The organism is Duganella sp. GW821-FHT07G03, from assembly GCF_059418605.1.
The window spans coordinates 38,667-57,035 of sequence record NZ_JBWKQE010000016.1; the positions used below are offsets into that span (position 1 = coordinate 38,667).

9 protein-coding genes and 2 tRNA genes are annotated in these 18,369 nt (G+C 70.0%); 4 read left to right on the forward strand and 7 right to left on the reverse strand.

Annotated features, from left to right (window positions below):
• Positions 1-3: 3 nt before the first annotated feature.
• The 7 genes from AC07OK_RS19755 to AC07OK_RS19785 form a co-directional block, all read right to left on the reverse strand.
• A complete protein-coding gene (locus tag AC07OK_RS19755) occupies positions 4-3,213 on the reverse strand; it encodes a hypothetical protein (RefSeq protein WP_494691893.1) in 3,210 nt (1,069 codons plus the stop codon).
• 127 nt (positions 3,214-3,340) lie between these two features.
• Entirely contained in the window at positions 3,341-11,113 is a 7,773-nt protein-coding gene (locus AC07OK_RS19760; protein WP_494691894.1) for a beta strand repeat-containing protein, read from the reverse strand.
• Positions 11,114-11,286: 173 nt separating this feature from the next.
• The gene (locus AC07OK_RS19765) at positions 11,287-12,183 is read right to left on the reverse strand and encodes a recombination-associated protein RdgC (protein WP_494691895.1); all 897 of its coding nucleotides are present in this window, start codon (positions 12,181-12,183) and stop codon (positions 11,287-11,289) included.
• Between the two features lie 81 nt (positions 12,184-12,264).
• Positions 12,265-13,416, reverse strand: coding sequence for a DNA polymerase IV (gene dinB / locus AC07OK_RS19770; protein WP_494691896.1), 1,152 nt, complete (start codon positions 13,414-13,416; stop codon positions 12,265-12,267).
• A gap of 70 nt (positions 13,417-13,486) precedes the next feature.
• Positions 13,487-14,305 carry a helix-turn-helix domain-containing protein gene (locus AC07OK_RS19775; protein WP_494691897.1) on the reverse strand — a complete coding sequence of 273 codons (819 nt, stop codon included), beginning with the start codon at positions 14,303-14,305 and terminating at the stop codon, positions 13,487-13,489.
• A gap of 91 nt (positions 14,306-14,396) precedes the next feature.
• Positions 14,397-14,753, reverse strand: coding sequence for a nuclear transport factor 2 family protein (locus AC07OK_RS19780; RefSeq protein WP_494691898.1), 357 nt, complete (start codon positions 14,751-14,753; stop codon positions 14,397-14,399).
• Between the two features lie 70 nt (positions 14,754-14,823).
• Entirely contained in the window at positions 14,824-16,098 is a 1,275-nt protein-coding gene (locus tag AC07OK_RS19785) for an MFS transporter (protein ID WP_494691899.1), read from the reverse strand.
• Positions 16,099-16,277: 179 nt separating this feature from the next.
• Here AC07OK_RS19785 and AC07OK_RS19790 point away from each other — a divergent pair.
• The 4 genes from AC07OK_RS19790 to AC07OK_RS19805 all read left to right on the forward strand — a co-directional run bounded on the left by AC07OK_RS19790 (position 16,278) and on the right by AC07OK_RS19805 (position 18,328).
• Positions 16,278-16,353, forward strand: a tRNA-Val gene (locus AC07OK_RS19790).
• A 23-nt stretch (positions 16,354-16,376) separates the two neighbouring features.
• Positions 16,377-16,453 (forward strand) — tRNA-Asp (locus tag AC07OK_RS19795).
• Between the two features lie 175 nt (positions 16,454-16,628).
• Positions 16,629-17,720 (forward strand): hypothetical protein, encoded by a 1,092-nt coding sequence (locus AC07OK_RS19800; protein WP_494691900.1) that lies wholly within the window; start codon positions 16,629-16,631, stop codon positions 17,718-17,720.
• Positions 17,711-18,328 carry an ABC transporter ATP-binding protein gene (locus tag AC07OK_RS19805; protein WP_494691901.1) on the forward strand — a complete coding sequence of 206 codons (618 nt, stop codon included), beginning with the start codon at positions 17,711-17,713 and terminating at the stop codon, positions 18,326-18,328. Before AC07OK_RS19800 ends, AC07OK_RS19805 begins: the two co-directional genes overlap by 10 nt.
• The last annotated feature ends 41 nt before the right edge of the window (positions 18,329-18,369 follow it).

Below are 18,369 nucleotides of genomic sequence, written 5' to 3' on the forward strand. Positions count from 1 at the left end.
CGCTTACTTGCGCGGCAGCGCCAGCAACTCCTTCGCCTCCGGCAACAGGGTAGTCAAGCGCAAGCCATCGGGCGCGGCCAACATGCCGGCCGCCTCCTTTAACCCGCCCGCCATCGTCAGCGACGACGGCCCGGCGGCATCCGGCTGGCCGACCTCGCTGAAGGCCGCCAGCGCCTCCACCATGCCGCCCACCCTGCTGCGCAAGGACTGGCCGCCCTGCGCCGTCAGGTGCGGCAGCCTGGCCGCCGCCAGCGCCGCCAGCTGCGCCGTGCTCAGGCCGGCCGTCTGCGCGGTGGTGAACGCCAGCGCCTGCGCCGTCGTCAGCGCGCCGATCTGCGTGGTCGACAGCACCGCCAGCTGCGCGCTGCTCAGCGCCCGCAGGTCGCGCGTTTCGATCGCCGCCAGGTCGTCCGAGCCCAGCGCCGCCAGCAGCGGCTTGCTCAGCGCCGCCACCTGGCTCGACGTCAGCGCCACGATCTGATCGGTGGTCAGCACGTCGCCGCCGGCGATGTGCGCGGTCGGCAGCGCCGCGATCTGGCGCTGCGACAAGGCCGCGATCTGCCCGGTGCCGAACGCTTGCAACTGTTCCGGCAGCAGCTGGGCGATGGCGCTGGTGCTCAGGCCGCCGACCGCGTTCGTGGTCAACGCGGCCAAGCCTTCGTTGCCCAGGCCGCGCAACTGCGTGGCCGCCAGCGCCGCCACCTGCGCCGCGCTCAGCGCGCCCACCTGCGTGAGCGACCAGGCCGCCAGCTGCGCCGTGTTCAGGCTGGCGATCACCTGCGACGACAGCGCCGCCAGCTGGCCGGTGCGGATCGCCGCCACTTCCTCGGCGGTCAAGGCCTGGTACTGGCGCGCGTTGAGCACGCCGAACTGCGTGACCGTCAAGCCGGCGAACTGCTCCAGGCTCAGGCCGGCCAGCGCGGCGGTGGTCAGCGCCGCCACCTGGCCGCCGGCCAGCGCGCCGATCTGGCCGCTGGTCAGCGCCGCCAGCGTGGCCGGCGCCAGGTTGGCGATCACCGAGGTGTTCAGCCGCGCCAGGTCGCTCAGCTGCAGATTGGCCACCACATCGGCCGACAGCGCGGCGAACTGGGTGCTGCTGAGCATGGAAACCTGACCGCCCGTCAGCGCGTTGATCTGGTCGCTGCCCATGGCGTGCAGCTGGTCGGTGCGCAGGCCCACGATGGCACCGAACTGCAGCGCGGCGATTTCCGCCGTCCGCATCTGCGCCATCACCTCGCTGGACAGGGCGGCGATGTGCTGGCTGCCCAGGCCGGACGCCTGGGCGGTGGTCAGCCCCAGGATCTGTTCGCTGCCCAGCACCGCCAGCTGCGCGGTGCGCAAGCCGAAGATCGCCGCCGCTCTCAGCGCCGCGAAGTCCTGCGACTCCAGCGCCGCCACCGCCGCCAGCGACAGCGCGGCGACCTGCGCGCCGCTCAGCATGGCGGCCTGCGCCGTGCTCAGCGCGATGGCCTGCTCGACCGTCATGCCGGCCAGCGTGGCCGGTTTCAGCTGGGCGATCTGCGCCGTGCTGAGCAGGCCGATCTGGTGTTCCGCGCCGCCCAGCACGGCGAACTGCGCCGAGCTCAGCGCGCCGAACACCGTGACCGGCAGCGCCGCCAGCGCGGCCGGCGACAGCGCCGCCAGGTTGGCGGTCGACAGGCCGACCGCCGACGCCGGATTCAGCTTGGCGATCTGCGCCGTGCTCAAGGCCTGGAATTGCTCGGCGCTCAGGGCGTTCAGACTGGCCGAGCTGAAGGCGGTCAGCTGGCGCGGCGTCAACGCCGCGATGCGGTCCGGGCCCAGCAGCGCCAGCAGGCGCGTCGACAGGCCGGCGATCGCGGTCGCGCCCAGCGCGGCCAGGTCGGCGGTCTCGATGGCGGCGAAGGCGTCGCTATTGAGCGCGTTGACCTGGCTGCTGCTGAGCATGGCCACCTGCGCCGTGCCCAGCGCGGCCAGTTGTTCGCCGTTGAACGCGGCGAGCTGGCGCGTCTTGAGGCCGGCGATGGCGCCCGCCTTCAAGGCCGCCAGGTCGCTGGCGTCGAGCGCGACGATGGCCTGGGTCGACAAGCTGCCCAGCTGCGTCGCGTTCAATGCGGCGGCCTGGGCGCTGGTCAGCTGGGCGGCCTGCTGCGCCGTCAGGCCGGCCAGCGCGGCGCTGCCCAGGGCCGCCACCTGGGCGGTCGAGAACAGGCCGAAATCGCCGTCGCCGCTGGCGCCCAGCGCGGCCAGCTGGGCCGAGCCCAGGCCCGCCATCACCGCCACCCGCAGCGCGCTCAGGCTGGCGCCGTCGAGCGCCATGATGTCGGCGGTCGACAGCACGCCGAACTGGCGCGCGGTCAGCGTGGCCAGCTGGGCGCTGCTCAGCGCGTGCAGCTGGGCCGCTTGCAGCGCATGGATTTGCGCCGTGCTGAGCGCACCGATGAGCGCCGCGCTCAGCACATGGATGCGCTCGGCATCGAGCGCCTGGATCTGGTTGCTGCCCAGCGCCGCCACCTGGCGGCCTTGCAGCGCGTGCAGCTGGTCCAGGCTCAGCGACATCAGCTGCGCCACGCTCAGCACGCCGATCTGGCGCGAGCCCAGCGCGGCGATATCGGCCGTTTCGATGGCCGCCAGCTCGGTGGCGCTCAGCTGCTTCAACATCGCCGTGCTCAGCGCCCCGATCTGCAGCGTGGAAAACGCCGCCATCTGCTCGGCGCTGAACAGGTCCTCGCCCTCGTGGCGCCGCGCCGGCAGCGCAGCCACCTGGCCGGCCTTGAGCGCGGCGATCTGGCCGGTGCTCAGCGCGCGCACCTGGCCCGCTTGCAGGCTGTCGATCAGCGCCACCGACAGCGCGTTGACCTGCCGCGTGCCCATGGCCGCCAGCGCCGCGGGCGCCAGTCCACCGAAGCCCTTGGCACTGAGCAAGCCCGCCTGCGCCACCGTCAGCACCGCCAACTGTTCCGGCGTCAGCGCCGCCATGAAGGCGCTCGCCTGCGACGCCTGGTTCAGCGCGTAGGTGCGCAAGGCCGCGAAGTCGGCCGGCCGCAGGGCGCCGACGCTGGCCGCCGGCAGCGCCGCCAGCTGCGGCGCGCTCAGGGTGCTGGCCTGCGCCGTGGTCATCGCCGCGATGTACTCCACGCCCAGGTGGGCCATGTCGGCGGTGGTGAGCCGGCTGATCAGACGGGTGCCGCCGGCGGCAAACTGCTCCGGGGTCAGGCTGCTGTCGAAGGTCATGGTGTTTCCTTTGTGATGAGGTGGTGGCGAGCGTGAGTTGAGGGAAACGGAAAGATTAAGGATTTGCTATGTGGCGCACGCAAAAAAAGCCCGCACAAGGCGGGCTCTTCCTGAACAGCCAGGCAGGCTATTTGGGCACCGCCAGCACACTGTGGCCGGCGGCCGTCTGCAAGGCTTTCAGGCGCAGCGTGTCGCTGTCCACCTGGGCGCCCGCGGCGTTCCGGCCAATGTCGTGGAACTGTTGCAGCACGTCGGCCAGGCGCGCCGCCTTGGCCGCCAGCGCGCCGGCCGGCCGGCCGCCGTCGAAGTCCAGTCCGCCGCCCGGCGCCGGCTGCGCGCCGGCGTCGAACGCGGACAAGGCTTGCGCCATGCCGCTGACCTGGGCGCTCAAGCCCTGCTGGAACCAGACGTCGGCGGCCGCGTGCTGCTGGCCGTCGACGGTGGTGTAGCTGGAGGTCAGGCCGATGAGGTTGCCATGATCGAGCGCCCCGCCCCGCTGCACATCCAGGTTCAGGCTGGTGATGCGCAGTTGCGCCAGCGTCTGCAGCTCGCCGGACTGGCTGACGCCGTCGGCATTGGCGTCGACCCATACGCGCAAGTCGCCGTAGCCGGCGTCGAGCGCATTGACCACGCCGTCGTGGTTGGCGTCGAGTTCCGCCAGCGCCTGGTAGCCGTTGGCGGCGGTGCCGCCGGCGGCCAGCCGGGTGGACGAGCCGAACAACTCGCTGCCGTCGTCGATGCTGCCGTTGTGGTTGCGGTCCAGCGCCAGCAAGCCGTCGCCCGCCCCCACCCAGCCGGTGGCCCGTTGCCGGCCGCTGGCGGCCAGGTCGAACTGCACGCCCGCCTCCAGCCCCAGCGTGGTGACGCCGTTGCCGTCCAGGTCCAGCACCAGCGGCGTGTTGAACGGCATGGAAGCCCGCTGCGCCGCGCTGAAGGCGGCTTGCTGGTCGACGCTCAGGGCGTTGTACTGGACCAAAGAGATCGCGTGGGTCTGGGTCGTGGTCAGCGCCGCCAGCTGCGCCGTCGCCAGCGCCTGCATCTGCGTGCTCGACAACGCGGCGAACTGGCGCGTGCTCAGGCCGGGAATGTCGCGCGTTTCGATGGCGCCGAGGTTGGCCGCCGTCAAGTCGGCGATCACCGCCGTGCTCAACGCCCCCAGCTGGGCCGAGGACAGCGCCACCATCTGGGCGCCGCTGAACTGGCTGGCGGCCGAGGCGTTGGGCAGCAGCGCCGCCACTTGCGCCAGGCTCAGCGCGGCGATCTGGTCGGTGCCCAGCGCCAGCAGCTGGTCGTCATGCAGCGCGCGGATCGCGGCCGTGCCCAGCGCCGCGATCGCGGCCGTTCCAATGGTCGCCAGCGCCAACGCCTGGATCTGCACCACCGCCGCCGAACCGAGCGCGGCGAACTGCGCCGTGGTCAGCGCGTGCAGCTGGGTCGTGCCCATGCCCGCCAGCAGGTTGCCGCCGCGCGCGGCGGCGTTCAGCAGCAGCGGATTGATCGCGACCACGTCTTCCGTGCTCAGCGCCGCCACCTGGCCGGCGCCGAGGGCGGCCAGCTGGGTGCTGCTGAGCGCGCCCACCTGGGCGCTGCCCAGCGCCGCCAGCTGGGCGTTGCTCATCGCTTGCAGCTGCTGCGTCCTGAGGCCGGCGAGGGTCGCCGTCTTCAGGGCCGCCACCTCCGCCGTTGCCATCGCCGCCAGGGTCGACGGCTGCAGGGCGCCCAGCTGGGCGCTGCCCAGCGTTGCGGCCTGGGCCGTGGTCAGCGCCGCGACCTGGGCCGCGGTCAGGCCCTGCAAGGCGCCACTGCGCAAGGCGGCGATCTGCTCGGTGCCCAGCACGGAAATCAGCTGCGCCGCGCTGCCCAGCGGATCGGCGCCCAGCACCGCCATTTGCGCCGAGCTCAGCCCGGCCAGCGCCGCGGTGCTCAGCGCAGCCAGATTGGCGCTGCTGATGGCGGCCACGTTGGCCAGCGACAGGCGCGCCAGCTGTTGCGAGCTCAGCACATGAATCTGCGCCGAGCCGAGGCCGTAAATCTGTTGCGTGCCCAGTGCGTCGAGCTGGCTGCTGCGCAGCGACGCCACCTGGGCCGATGTCAGGCCGGCCAGTTGCGCCGCGCTCAGGCCGCCGAAATTGACGCCCGACAGGCCGCCCAGCGCATTGGTGCTCAAGGCGCCGAGGTCGGCGATTTCCAGGCCCGACAAGGCGGCCGTGCTCAAGGCCGCCACCTGGGCGCTGCTCAGCACGCCGGCCTGGGCGGTCGTCAGGGCCGCCAGTTGCATGCTGCTCAGCGCCGCGACCTGGGCCGTCCGCAGGCCGGCGACGGCGGCGGTGCGCAGCGCCGCGATTTCCTGTGTGGACAGCACCGCCAGCAGCGCCGGCGTCAACGCCGCCAGCTGCGCGCTGCCCAGCACCGCGACCTGGCTGGTGCTCAAGGCCAGCACCTGGAGCGCCGTCAAGCCCTGCAGGCCGGCGCTACCGAAGGCCGCCACCTGCGCCGTGGTCAGCGCGCCGACAAAGGACGGCAAGCCGTTCGGCTCCACGCCCAGCACCGCCATCTGATCCGAGCGCAGGCCGGCGATCGCCGCCGTGCTGAGGGCGCTCAGATGCGCGGTGTCGAGCGCGACCATATCGGCGGTCGACAGGCCGGCCATCTGGCGCGTGCCCAGCGCGCCGGTTTGCGCCAGCGTCAGCCCGGCCACCTGGGCGCTGCCGAGGGCGGCGATCTGCTGGCTCAGCAGCGCCGTCACCTGGCGTGTGCTCAAGCTGTTGAGTTGGGTGAGCGACAGGTTGGCCAGCAGCGACAGGTTCAGGCCGGCCACCGCTTGCTGGCTCAAGGCGGCCAGGTTGGTGGTGGACAGGCCGACCACCATCTGGCTGCTCAGGAAGCCGATCTGCGCGCTGCTCAGCACGCCGAACTGCGCGGTCGTCAACGCGCCCAGCTGAACGCTGTTGAGCGCCGCCAGCTGGGCGCTGCCCAGGCCGGCGATGGCGGACAACTTCAGCGCGGCCAGGTCGGCCGTCTCGAGCGCGGCGATCTGCCGGGTCGACAGCGCGGCCAGCTGCTGGCTGAGCAAGGCCGCCGCCTGCACGGTGCTCAGCGCGACGATCTGGCGCGTGTCCAGGCCGGCCAGCGCGCTGCTGCGCAAGGAAACGATCTGGGCCGTCGTCAAGGCATCGATATGGCTGACGCCGGCGCTGTCGGTGGCCAGCGCGGCCAACTGGCTGGAACTGAGGGCGGCGATGGCGGCGGTCTTCAGCGCGGCCACGTCATCGCTTTGCAGCACGGCGATCTGCGCCGAGCTCAAGGCGGCGATCTGGGCGCTGCCGAAGGCGGCCGCTTCGCTGGTGGTCAGGGCCAGCAATTGCGCGCTGCCCAGGCCCTGCAAGGCGGCCGTGCTCAGCGCGGCGATCTGCGCGCTGCGCAGCGAGGCGAACTGGGCGCTGGCGAGGCCGCCGCCGAGGGCGGCCAGTTGCGCCGAATTGAGCGCGGCGATCGCGGCCGTGCTCAGGCCCGGCAGCGAGCGGCTGTCGAGCGCGGCCAGGTCGATGGTGCTCAGGCCGGCGATCTGGCGCGAGCCGAAGCCGCCCAGCTGCGCCGCACTGAAGGCCAGGATTTGCTCGCTGCCGAGGGCGGCGATCTGGTCGCTGCCCAGCGCCATCAGTTGCTGCGTCTTCAGGGCCGCCAGCTGCGACGGCGCCAGTTGCGCGATCACCCGCGTGGTCAGGGCGCTGATGGCGGCGGTGCTCAGCGCCGCCAGGTTGGCGGTCGACAAGCCCGCCAGCGTGGCGCTGGACAGGGCGCCCAGTTGCAGGCTGTTCAAGGCGGCCATCTGCTGGGTGGTCAGGGCGGCCAGCTGGGCGGCGCTCAGCGATCGCATCTGGTCGGTCGACAGGCCGCTCAGCGCGGCCACGCGCAAGGCCGCCACATCCACCGCTTCCAGCGCGGCGATGGCGCCGGTGCCGAGCGCGGCCAGCTGGGCGCTGCCCAGCGCGGCCGCCTGGGCGGTGCTCAGGGCGACGATCTGGCGCGTGCCCAGGCCGCCGATGGCGCCGCTGCGCAAGGCGGCGATCTGCAAGGTGGACAGCAGGTCGATATGGCTGGCGCCGGCGTCGTCGTTGCCCAGCTGGGCCAGCTGGGCCGAGCTCAGCGCGGCCAGCGCGGCGGTTTTCAGGCCGACCAGGGCGGCGGCGTCGAGCGCGTCGATGGCGCCGGCCGACAACGCGACGATCTGGTTGGAACCGAACACGGCCAGCTGCGCCGACGTCAGCGCGGCCAGTTGCGACGTGGCCAGGCCGACCAGCTGCTCGGTGCCGAGGGCGCCGACCTGGCGCGTGCTCAGCGCCGCGACCTGGGCACTGCTCAAGCGCAGCAAGGTGCTGACCGGCAAGGCGGCGATCAGCGCCGTGCCCAGCGCGCCGACATCGCTGGCCTGCAAGCCGGCCAGGGCCGACGTCGACAGCGCCATGAACTGGCTGCTGTTCAGCGCGGCGACCTGGGCGCTGGTCAGCGCCGTCACCTGGTCGCCATTGAACGCCGCCACCTGCTGGGTGCTCAGGCCGGCCAGCGCATGGGTCTTGAGCGCGGCCAGGTCCGCCGTTTCCAGCGCGGCGATGTCATCGGTGGAGAACGCGGCCAGCTGGCTGCTGCTCAGCACGGCGGCTTGCGCGGTGCTCAGCGCCACCACCTGGCTGGTGCTCAGGCCGGCCAGGCCGGTGCTGCGCAGCGCGGCGATTTGCGCCGTGCCCAAGCTGCCGAACAGGCTGCCGGACGGGTCGTTGGCCAGCGCGGCCAGCTGCTCGGCGCTCAGCGCGGCCAGCGCCGAAGTGCCCAAGCTGCGGGCGGCAACGGCGTTGAGGGCGGCCACGTCGGCGCTCGACAGGCCGGCGATGTTGCGCGAACTCAGGCCCAGGATCTGCGGCGCGCCCAGGCCGGCGACCTGCGCCGTGTGCAAGGCCGCCAGCTGGGTGCTGGACAGCACGCCAAACTGCTGCGAGGACAGGCTGGACAATTGCAGCAGGCTCAGGTTGCCGACCGCCGACGCACTCAGCGCCGCGATATTGGCGGTGCTGAAGGCGGCCATATTGGCGCTGGCGAAGCCGGCGATGGTGTCGGACGCCAGCGCCGACAGCTGCGCCGCGTTCAGGGTCAGGAATTGCGCCATGGTCAGCGCGGCCAGCTGGCTGCTGGTCAGCGCGGCCACCTGGGCCGCGCTCAGGCCGGGAATGGCGGCGGTGCGCAGCGCGGCCAGGTCCAGCGGCTCCATGGCGGCGATCGCTTGCGTGCTCAGCGCGCGCACTTGGCCGCTGCTCAGCACGGCGACCTGGGTGGCCGTCAGCGCCACCATTTCGGCGGTGCTCAGGCCGGCCAGCGCGGCGCTGCGCAGCGCGACGATCTGGGCCGTGGTCAGCAGCTGCACCTGTCCCAGCGCGGCCAGCTGGTCGGCATTGAGCGCGGCGATCGCGGCCGTGCGCAGCGCGGCCAGGGTGGCCGTGCCGAGCGCGGCGATGTCGGCGGTCGACAAGCTGCCCGCTTGCAGCGAGCTCAGCGCGCCGACCTGCGCCGAGTTCAGGCCATGTATCTGCGCGCTGCCCAGCGCGGCCAACTGCGCGCTGCCCAGCGCCGCCACCTGGCGCGTGCCGAGGCCGGCCAGTTGCGTCGTGCTCAGTGCGCCGAAGCTGGCGGTGGCCAGGCCGGCGATGGCGTTGCTGCCCAGCACGGCGAAGTCCTCGCCTTCCAGTCCGGCCATGCCGGCCGTGCTCAGGGCGTTGAGCTGCTTGCTGCCCAGTACGGCGATCTGGGCGCTGGTCATGGCGGTCACTTGCGCGCCGCTCAGCGCACCGGCCTGCGCGCTGCTCAGCGCCGCGATCACATTGGTACGCAGCGCGGCCAGGTCCGCCGTTTCCAGCGCCGCCAGCTGCAGCAGCGACAGCGCGGCGAATTGGGCGCTGCTCAGGACGGCGGCTTGCGCCGTGCTGAGCGCCGCCACTTGGGCGCTGCCCAGGCCGGCCAGCGCGGCGGTGCGCAGCGTGGCGATCTGGGCGGTGGTCAGTTGGCCGAACAGGCTGCCGCCGGCGGCGTCGCCCAGTTCCGCCAGTTGCGCCGAATTCAGCGCGGCCAGCGCGGCGGTGCTCAGCGCCTGCAGCGCGGCGCTGCCCAGCGCGGCCAGGTCGGCCGGCGTCAAGCCCAGCGCCTGGCGCGAACCCAGCGCGCCGATCTGCAAGGTCGACAGCGATTGCAGCTGCGTGCTGCTCAGCGCGGCGATCTGCTCGCTGCCCATCAGCGCGTAGTGGCGCGAGCCGAGCGCGCCCAGCTGCGCGCTGGTCAGCGCCGCCAGCAGCGACGGCGTCAGCAGGGCCAGCGCGCCGGGATTGAGCGCGGCCAGGTCGGCGCCCGGCAGGCCGGCGATCGAGGCGCTGGACAGGGCGACCAGCTGCTTGCTGCTCAGCGCGGCGAATTCGGCGGTGGTGAACGCGCCCAGCTGGGCGCTGCTCAGCGCCGCCATCTGCTGCGTGCTCAGGCCGGCGATGGCGGTGGTCTTCAGCGCCGCCAGGTCGGCCGTTTCCAGCGCGGCCAGCTGCGCCAGCGACAGGCCGTTCAACTGCGCACTGCTCAGGATGGCGGCCTGGGTGGTCGACAGCGCCGCCACCTGGGCCGTGCCCAGACCGGCCAGCACGGCCGGCCGCACGGCGGCCAACTGGGCCGTGCCCAGCTGGCCGATCAGGTTGCCGGCGGCGCCCAGCTGCGCCAGCTGGGCGGAATTGAACGCGGCCACCGCCGCCACGCTCAAGGCCTTGATGCCGGCGCTGCCGATGGCGGCCACGTCGTCGGTCGACAGGCCGGCCACCTGGCGCGAGCCCAGCGCGCCGATCTGCGCCGAGCTGAGGGCCTGGATCTGGGTGCTGCTCAGCGCGGCGATCTGCGCACTGCTCAGCACGGCGATCTGGCGGCTGCCGAAGGCGGCGATTTGCGCCGTGCTCAGCGCGGCCAGCAAGGCGGCGCCCAGTTGCGGCACGACGGACGGATTGAGGGCCGCCAGGTCGGCGCCCGGCAAGCCGGCCAGGGCGTCGGTGGACAGCGCGCCGATCTGGGCGCTGTTCAGGGCGGCGAATGCGGCGGTGGTCAGCGCGCCCAGCTGGCTGCTGGTCAGCAGCGCCAGCTGGCGGGTGGCCAGGGCGGCGACGGCGGCGGTTTTCAGCGCGGCGACGTCGGCCGTTTCCAGCGCGGCGACGGCGTCGCTGGACAGCGCGTTCAGCTGCGCGCCGCTGAGCGCGGCCGCTTGCGCGCTGCCCAGCGCCACGGCCTGCTGCGTGCTCAAGGCCTGCACTTGCGCCGAGCTCAGCGCGGCGATGGCCTGCGTGCCCAGCGCGGCGACGCCGCGGGTGCCGACGGCCAGGATTTCATCGGCCGTGAAGGTCGCCAGCTGGCGCGTGCTCAGCGCGGCCAATTGGCCAGTGCCCATCAGGGCCACCTGGTCGGACGACAGGCTGGCGATATTGGCGGTGCTCAAGGCGACCAGCTCGGCCGTCGCAAACGCGGCGATGGCTTGGGTGCTGAGGCTGGTGAAGGCCTTGGTGCCCAGCGCCGCCGCCTGGGCGGTGGTCAAGGCCGCGATCTGCGCGCTGCCCAGCGCGCCCATGAAACCGGACGGCAGCGCGCCGACGGCGTTCAGGGTGGCGGCCTTGATGGCGGCCAGGTCGCGCGTGGTCAACACCGCGACACTGTCGCTGGCCAGGAAGGACAGCTGGTAGCTGGTCATGACGGACACGTGATCGGTGCGCAGGGCCGGCACCTGGAGCGTGCTCAACGCCGCGATATCCTCGCTGCTCCATGCCAACACATCCTGGGTGGTCAGAGTGTTGGCGATCTGGTCAGTGGTAAGGATGGGGACGAAGGTGCTCATCACGAGTTCCTAATTTGATAACATCTTTCACTATAGCAGAATTTGGGCAAATTTCTACAGGGCAACGAAATTATTTTCTTCGTTTTTTATCAAAAGTTCCATGAAAAATGCCGCAAAATCAAAGACTTTGCGGCATTCTTAACCAACAGACAAGGGCTTTTGTTGCAGCGCTATCAAGCCTTGGCTTCGCCGCCCAAGGCCTCGACCACGTCGGCCATCAGCTTGGCCAGTTCGCCGCTCATCAGCATGAAATCGCCGTCGAAGCGTTCGTCGTCGTTCTTGGTGCTCGATTCCTTTTCGGCGATCACGTCCAGCGGCTTGATGCCCTTGATCGCCAGCGACTCGGTCAGCACGAAGGAGATCTTGCTGTCCCAGGTCATGGCCAGGCGGGTGCACTGCTTGCCGGCCGCGATGTGGCGGCGCACTTCGTCCGCTTCCAGCGTGTGGCGCACATAGCGCACGGCGGCCTTGCTCTCGCCGGTGGCGCGCAGTTCGGTGTCCATGTCGACCGTGAAGCCGGCCGGCGCATCGTCCGCCTGCAGCCACTCGGTCATCACGCCCACCGGCGAGCGCTGCACGCGCAGGCTTTCCAGCGGCAGCTTGTCGACCGCCTTGAGCAGCAGCTTGATCACTTCGTCGGCCTTGGCCGGGCTGGCCGCGTCGACCACCAGCCAGCCGTTGACCGGATCGATCCAGGTCCAGACGTTGCTGCGGATCGAGAAGGCGCGCGGCAGCAGCTCGTCGGCCACGCGCTCTTTCAGCTCCTTCATCGCCTTCTTGCCCGGCGCGAAGCCCTGGGCTTCTTCCATCTCGGCGGCGCGCGCCTTGGCGACCTGGTTGATGACGGTGTTCGGCAGCAGTTTCTTCTCGGTGCCCAGCAGGATCAGCATCTGCTGATTGACGACGTGCACCAGCCCGCCGTTCGGGCGCGGCGTGTCCCAACCCTGGCGCAGCAACTCATTGCTGCTTGCCGGGACGAAGGAGTGGGAGGCCAGCGCTGCTTCCAGTTGTTCGGGGGTATAGGCCCAAGGGGCCGGCAGACGGTAAATCTGTAGATTCTTGAACCACATGTGTTGAGCCTTGTTTCAGTAATGCCAGGGGAGCGCCATTTTACACGGTGATGGCGGCGCCGGACCGATTGTGTTGCTGAGCTACGCGAACAATTCGCCTTGCCGGGGCAAAGCGACTTGTCCGCCGGCGCCGGGCGGCTCGAGCGTGCTGGCGCGCACACCCAGCAGACGCAACCGGCGTTGCAACGGCACCCGCTTCAGGCACTCGCGCGCCGCGTGCAGGATGCCGGTGGCGTCGGCCACCGGCTGCGGCAGGGTGACGTTGCGGCTGACGATCTGGAAATCGTCGAAACGCAGCTTGATGCTGATGGTGCGGCTGACGTAGCCCTTGCGTTTGAGGTCGTCCGCCAGCCGCGCGCACAGCTCGGTCAGGATGCCGGACAAGGTGTCGCGGTCCTGGCGCGCGTGCAGGTCGCGCTCGAAGGTGGTTTCGCGGCTGATCGACTTGCTCTCGGTGCTGGTGGAGATTTCCCGGTGGTCGACGCCGTGCGCGGCCTCGGCCAGCCAGGCCGCGTAGTGGGCGCCGAAGTGGTCCTGCAGCAGGCCGGCGTCGGCCGCCGCCAGCTGGCCGATGGTGTCTATGCCCAGCGCCGCCAGCTTCTCGGTGGCCTTGGGGCCGATGCCGTTGATCTTGCGCACGCCCAGCGGCCAGATGCGGGCCGGAATGTCGTCGTAGCCGAGGATGGTCAGGCCGTCGGGCTTTTCCAGGTCCGAGCAGATCTTCGACAGCAGCTTGTTGGGCGTCACGCCGATCGAGCACGACAGCCCGGTGGCGTCGCGCACGGCCAGCTTGATGCGCTGCGCCAGCGCGCGCGTCTCGCCTTCCACATGGGTCAGGTCGATATAGATTTCATCGATGCCGCGATCCTCGAAATCCGGCGCGATGGCGGCCACGGCGTTCTTGAACAGCCGCGAGCAATGGCGGTAGGCGTCGAAATTGACCGGCAACAGGATCGCGTCCGGCGCCAGCTTGGCCGCCTTCATCATGCCCATGGCCGAGCCGACGCCCAGCGCGCGCGCCTCGTAGGTGGCGGTGGTGATCACGCCGCGTCCCACATAGTCGCGCAGGCGGGAAAAAGTGTGGGTGCCGTCCGCCAGCGCCACCGGCTGGGCGTCGCGGCCGCCGCCGATGACCACCGGCAGGCCGCGCAACTCGGGATAGCGCAACAGCTCGACGGACGCATAAAACGCGTCCATGTCGAGGTGGGCAATGCGGCGCTGGTCTTCAGCCATGGCAAGGTTAAAATTACTGTGAATATATACAGTATCCACGGAAATCATTGCCGCCGCAAGACCCCTGCTTTTACCGCGCGCAGAACCACGCCGCGCTGGCCTGGTCGGCCGGGAAGAACGATTCGATCCTCAGCTCGTGCACGGTGACGTCGTGCGGCGTGCCCAAGGTGGCGATGGTGGTGAACAGGTTCAGTTCGACGCCGTCCTTGCGCAGCGTCACCGGTAGGAAGGGCAAGGCGCGCCGGTCCAGATTCGGAATGCGCGGCATCGTGGCGATGCCGGGCAGCGCCAGCAACTCGCCCAGCAGCAAGGTCGCTTCGCTGCCGGGGCCATCGCTCATGGCTTCGCGCTGTATCCAGTGCAGCAGGTCGGCGCTGACCTCCTCCCAGTTGTGCAGGTACCGGCGCGCGCCGTGCGGGTCCAGCATCAGCTTGAGCACGTTGACCGAGCCGTCGGTGGGGATGGCCGCGTCATCCGGCATGCCCAGCAGCCAGCGCATCATGCCGGCCGCCGGCGCGTTGGCCAGCACCAGGTTCCACAGGCGGTCCACCACCAGCGCCGGATACGGCGCCTGCTGCGCCAGCATGAAGTCCAGCGCCTGGCGCACCGCGCCCAGCTCGGGATCGGACAGCTTGCGCTCCTGGTAGGCCGGCGCATAGCCGGCCGCCAGCAGCATGACGTTGCGCTGCCGCAGAGGGATTTCCAGCACCATGCCCAGCCTGAGTATCAAGTCCTTGCTCGGCTGCGAACGGCCGCTTTCCAGGAAACTGATGTGGCGCTGCGAAATCTCGCTCTCGGTCGACAGGCGCAGCTGGCTGTAGCCGCGCTTGCCGCGCCAGTACTTCAGCGCGCTGGCGAAGTCGCTGAAATAGTCGGCCGCGCCGTTCATGCCGGCGCCACGCCGTCAAGCTGATTGAAACCGGGTACGCTCGGTGCGGCCATGATGATCTCCTTGAACGGCCATGATAGCTCGACTGCCATCAGGCGGCGTTCAGGAAGCCGGTGACGCGGGTCAGGCGGCCGTCGGCGCCGAGCTCGGCGACATCGGTGCCGTGCGCCACCGGCGCGCTGCCGGGCGCGGCCAGCGTCCACGAGAAGCGCACCACGTCATTGTGGCCGTCCGGCGTGCCGTCCAGCTCGAAGCGGAAACCGGGGAACTGGCTTTGCGCGCCGGCGATCATGGCGTCGATGCCGTCGTGGCCGGCGCCGCGCATCATCGGGTCGAGGTAGCGGGCGTCCAGCGCGAAGGCGCGCGCCACCAGGGCGCGGCGGGCGGCGGCGTCGCGTTCGTTCCAGACGGCCAGGTATAGTGTAGCGATGTGGGCTGGGGTGCTCATGTTGTTCTCCTTGAGTGGGTTGTGTCGTGGCGACAGCAACCATTCTCCTGACATCCGCGTGCGGCGGCGATTACGTCCCAGGTAATCGCCGCGCCACCACCAGCACCGCGCCGGCCACCAGGCTGGCCGCCAGCAGATAGATGCCGTTGGCGGTGCTGCCGGTGGCGTCCTTGATCGCGCCCACCAGGTAGGGACTGGCGAAGCCGGCCAGGTTGCCGACCGAGTTGATCAACGCGATCCCGGCCGCCGCCGCCGCGCCGCCCAGCAGCGCGGTCGGCAAGCTCCAGAAGATCGGAAAGGTGCTCAGGATGCCGGCCGTGGCCACGCTCAGCGCGGCCATGGCGATGACGGTGTTGTCGCTGTAGACGGTGGCCACCACCAGGCCCAGCGCGCCGGCCACGGCCGCCGCCGCCGCGTGCCAGCGCCGTTCGCCGCTGCGGTCCGAGTGGCGCGCGGCCAGCACCATCGCCAGCGCCGCCACCGAGTACGGAATCGCCGTCAGCAGGCCGATATCGAACACGTCCTTGACGCCGCTGTTCTTGATCAGCTGCGGCAGCCAGAAGCTCACGCCGTACAGGCCCATCACGAACAGGAAGTACACCAGCGCCAGCAGCCATACCGTGCCGCTGCCGAACACCTGCGCCAGCGGCAGGCGCTGTTGGTGCTGGCCGTCCGCGACGATGGCGCGTTCCAGTTGCTGCTTGTCGTCCTCGCTGAGCCAGTTGGCGCTGCGGATGCCGTCGTCCAGGTAGAACAGCGTGCAGACGCCGATCAGCACCGACGGCAAGCCTTCCAGCAGGAACAGCCATTGCCAGCCGCTGAAGCCATATCGGCCGGCGAAGCTGGTCATGATCCAGCCCGACAACGGCCCGCCGACCACGCCGGCCACCGCCACCCCGCTCATGAACAGCGCCACCATGCGCGCGCGGCGATGGGCCGGATACCAGTACGTCAGATACAGGATGATGCCGGGGAAGAAGCCGGCCTCCGCCGCACCAAGCAGGAAACGCAGCAGATAAAACGTCGCCACGCTGTTGGCCAGCATCAGCGCCGACGAGATCACGCCCCAGCTGATCATGATGCGGGCGATCCAGATGCGGGCGCCGGTGCGCGTCATCAGCAGGTTGGACGGCACCTCGAACAGGAAGTAGCCGATGAAGAAGATGCCGGCGCCCACGCCGTACACCGTGTCGGAAAAGCGCAGCTCGGCCAGCATCTGCAATTTGGCGAAGCCGACGTTGACCCGGTCCAGGTAGGCGGCCACGTAGCACAGGAACAGAAAGGGCATCAGCCGCCAGCTGACGCGGCGGTACAGGGGATCGAGCTGGTGATCGTCGTGGCGCATGGGGGAGGTCCTTTTTCCTGGTATTGGGCGCGCGGCCATAGTGACACCGGAAAGCGGTCCACAAACAAATTTTCTAAATTATTTTCAAAAACCCTTGCGGAACGGATAAACCAGCTTGTAGAATACGGCCTCGTTCAGCAGTTGTGACAAAGTAGTGAAGCAAAGCTGATATGTTTTCTGGGTGCTTAGCTCAGTTGGTAGAGCGGCGCCCTTACAAGGCGTAGGTCGGGAGTTCGACCCTCTCAGCACCCACCAAGAAAACAGAGAAAACGAAATTTGGAGCGGTAGTTCAGTTGGTTAGAATACCGGCCTGTCACGCCGGGGGTCGCGGGTTCGAGTCCCGTCCGCTCCGCCAAATTCCTTTAAGGGCCCGATTCGTCGGGCCCTTAATCATTTCTGCGCCGCGTTCGACATCCATTTTCACACCCATTTTCACCCAATTAAGCTGCGGCTAATTCGGCCAGTGTTATCCTCGCGACATGATTCTCTCCGCGACGACTTTCTCTCCCTATCTGCGTTTCCGTATCCGCATGGCGCACCAGGCAATGGTGCAGTTCGTCGCCAGCTTCACCACTTCGCTGGAATACATACTGCTCGGTTTCGGCCAGGTGCTGGTCGGGCTGACCGCCTGCCTGGCCCTGCCCGGCTTGTTCGCGGCGACGCGGCCGTGGCCGCAGGCGCTGGGGCTGTTCGCCGGCCAGGCGCTGATCGCCAGCGCGCCGGTCTGGCTGCTGCGCAAACGGCTGCTGCCGGCGCAGGCGCTGCTGTGGTGCCGTCCGCTGCCGATTCCGGCAAGCCTGCAATGGCGCGCCAATATCGCCGTGGCCGGCATGGTCATCGTTCCGTTGAGCATGGCTTACGCAATTTCCACCACTATCTGGCTGGTCCAATGGCCGGACTGGCTGCGGCCGGTCGTGCCGCAGGCGCTGCTGCTGACCATAGGCTCGCTGCTGCTGGGCTGGATCATCTCGACGCTGGTGCTGGCGCGGCGCTGCCGCATGCCGGCCGCCGCCAGGCTCCATCCCGACCGCCCCGCGCCCGGCCCGTATGTGCCGGCGTCCCTGCCCGCCAACGCCGGCGCCCCGGCGCTGCGCGCGCTGTACCACTGGCGCCAGCTGTTCTGGCTGCCGTTCTGGCGGGCCGAGAACGTGGTCGGCCTCCAGCAGACCGTGCTGCTGCTGGGCGCCGTGCTGGGCATCGCCGCGTGGCTGTGGCATCCGCCCGTGGTGCCGCCGGCGCTGCTGGGCTTCAACGCCGCGATCCTGCTGATGCTGCTGACCGACCGCGGCGACAAGGCCGTCACCGAACAGATCGCCCTGCTGCGCCCCGTCGCGTCGGCGTGGCCGCTGCGCATCGAAAACCTGTTCCGCTTTGCGCGCGTGTCCACGCTGCTGCCCGGCCTGGCCGTGATGGCCTGGTTCGCGCTGCTGACCTTGGGCCACCTGGGCCGAACCAGCAGCGCCGGCTACAGCACCACCGTCGCCACCGTCTGGCTGTGCTTTGCCGGGGTCGCCCAGCTCGCCGTTGTCGCGCTGCGCCGCCTGAGCGTGCGCGGCCGCGTTGGGCTGGTCATCAGCGCCATCATCATCCTGACTGCCATTGGAAGCGAACTATGGAATTGAACCCCGTGCTGCGCATCGAGCAACTGACCTTCGAATTCGCCAGCCATCCGCTGTTCCGCCGCTTCGACCTGCGGCTGGGCGCCGGCATCACCTGGCTGCGCGGCGAGAACGGCGCCGGCAAGACCACGCTGCTCAAGCTGGCCGGCGGCGCGCTGACGCCGCACGCCGGCGCCATCACGCTCGACGGCCTGGACGTTCAAGCGCAGCCGCTGGCCTACCGTCTTCAGTGCTACTACTGCGGCGGCGACACGCCGCAATTGCCGTGGCTGACGGTGCGCGAGATCCTCGACCTGCACCTGTCGCTGTATCCCGACACCGATGGCGCGCTGCTCAACGCCGAACTGCAAGCCTTCCACCTGCTGCACACGCTGGACCAGCCGGTCACCACGCTGTCGCTGGGCCAGCACAAGAAGATGCAACTGTCCTTGGCGTTGGCGCTGCCGGTGCGGCTGCTGCTGATCGACGAGCCATTCAACGGCCTCGACGCGGACGCCATGGCCTATCTGCGGCAACAGCTGGCCGCGCCCGAACGGCTGGCGCGCCAGTGCATCCTGCTCACCAGCCACCTCGACCCGGCCTTGCCGCTGTCCGCCACCGTGCAACTTTAAGTTATCATTGGAACGATAAAGCGGCGCCGGCCCGGCCCGCC

Coding starts and splice junctions, on each gene's coding strand:
- AC07OK_RS19755 (WP_494691893.1), bottom strand. CDS start 3,213: ATGACCTTCGACAGCAGCCTGACCCCGGAGCAGTTTGCCGCCGGCGGC.
- AC07OK_RS19760 (WP_494691894.1), bottom strand. CDS start 11,113: ATGAGCACCTTCGTCCCCATCCTTACCACTGACCAGATCGCCAACACT.
- AC07OK_RS19765 (WP_494691895.1), bottom strand. CDS start 12,183: ATGTGGTTCAAGAATCTACAGATTTACCGTCTGCCGGCCCCTTGGGCC.
- dinB (WP_494691896.1), bottom strand. CDS start 13,416: ATGGCTGAAGACCAGCGCCGCATTGCCCACCTCGACATGGACGCGTTT.
- AC07OK_RS19775 (WP_494691897.1), bottom strand. CDS start 14,305: ATGAACGGCGCGGCCGACTATTTCAGCGACTTCGCCAGCGCGCTGAAG.
- AC07OK_RS19780 (WP_494691898.1), bottom strand. CDS start 14,753: ATGAGCACCCCAGCCCACATCGCTACACTATACCTGGCCGTCTGGAAC.
- AC07OK_RS19785 (WP_494691899.1), bottom strand. CDS start 16,098: ATGCGCCACGACGATCACCAGCTCGATCCCCTGTACCGCCGCGTCAGC.
- AC07OK_RS19800 (WP_494691900.1), top strand. CDS start 16,629: ATGGCGCACCAGGCAATGGTGCAGTTCGTCGCCAGCTTCACCACTTCG.
- AC07OK_RS19805 (WP_494691901.1), top strand. CDS start 17,711: ATGGAATTGAACCCCGTGCTGCGCATCGAGCAACTGACCTTCGAATTC.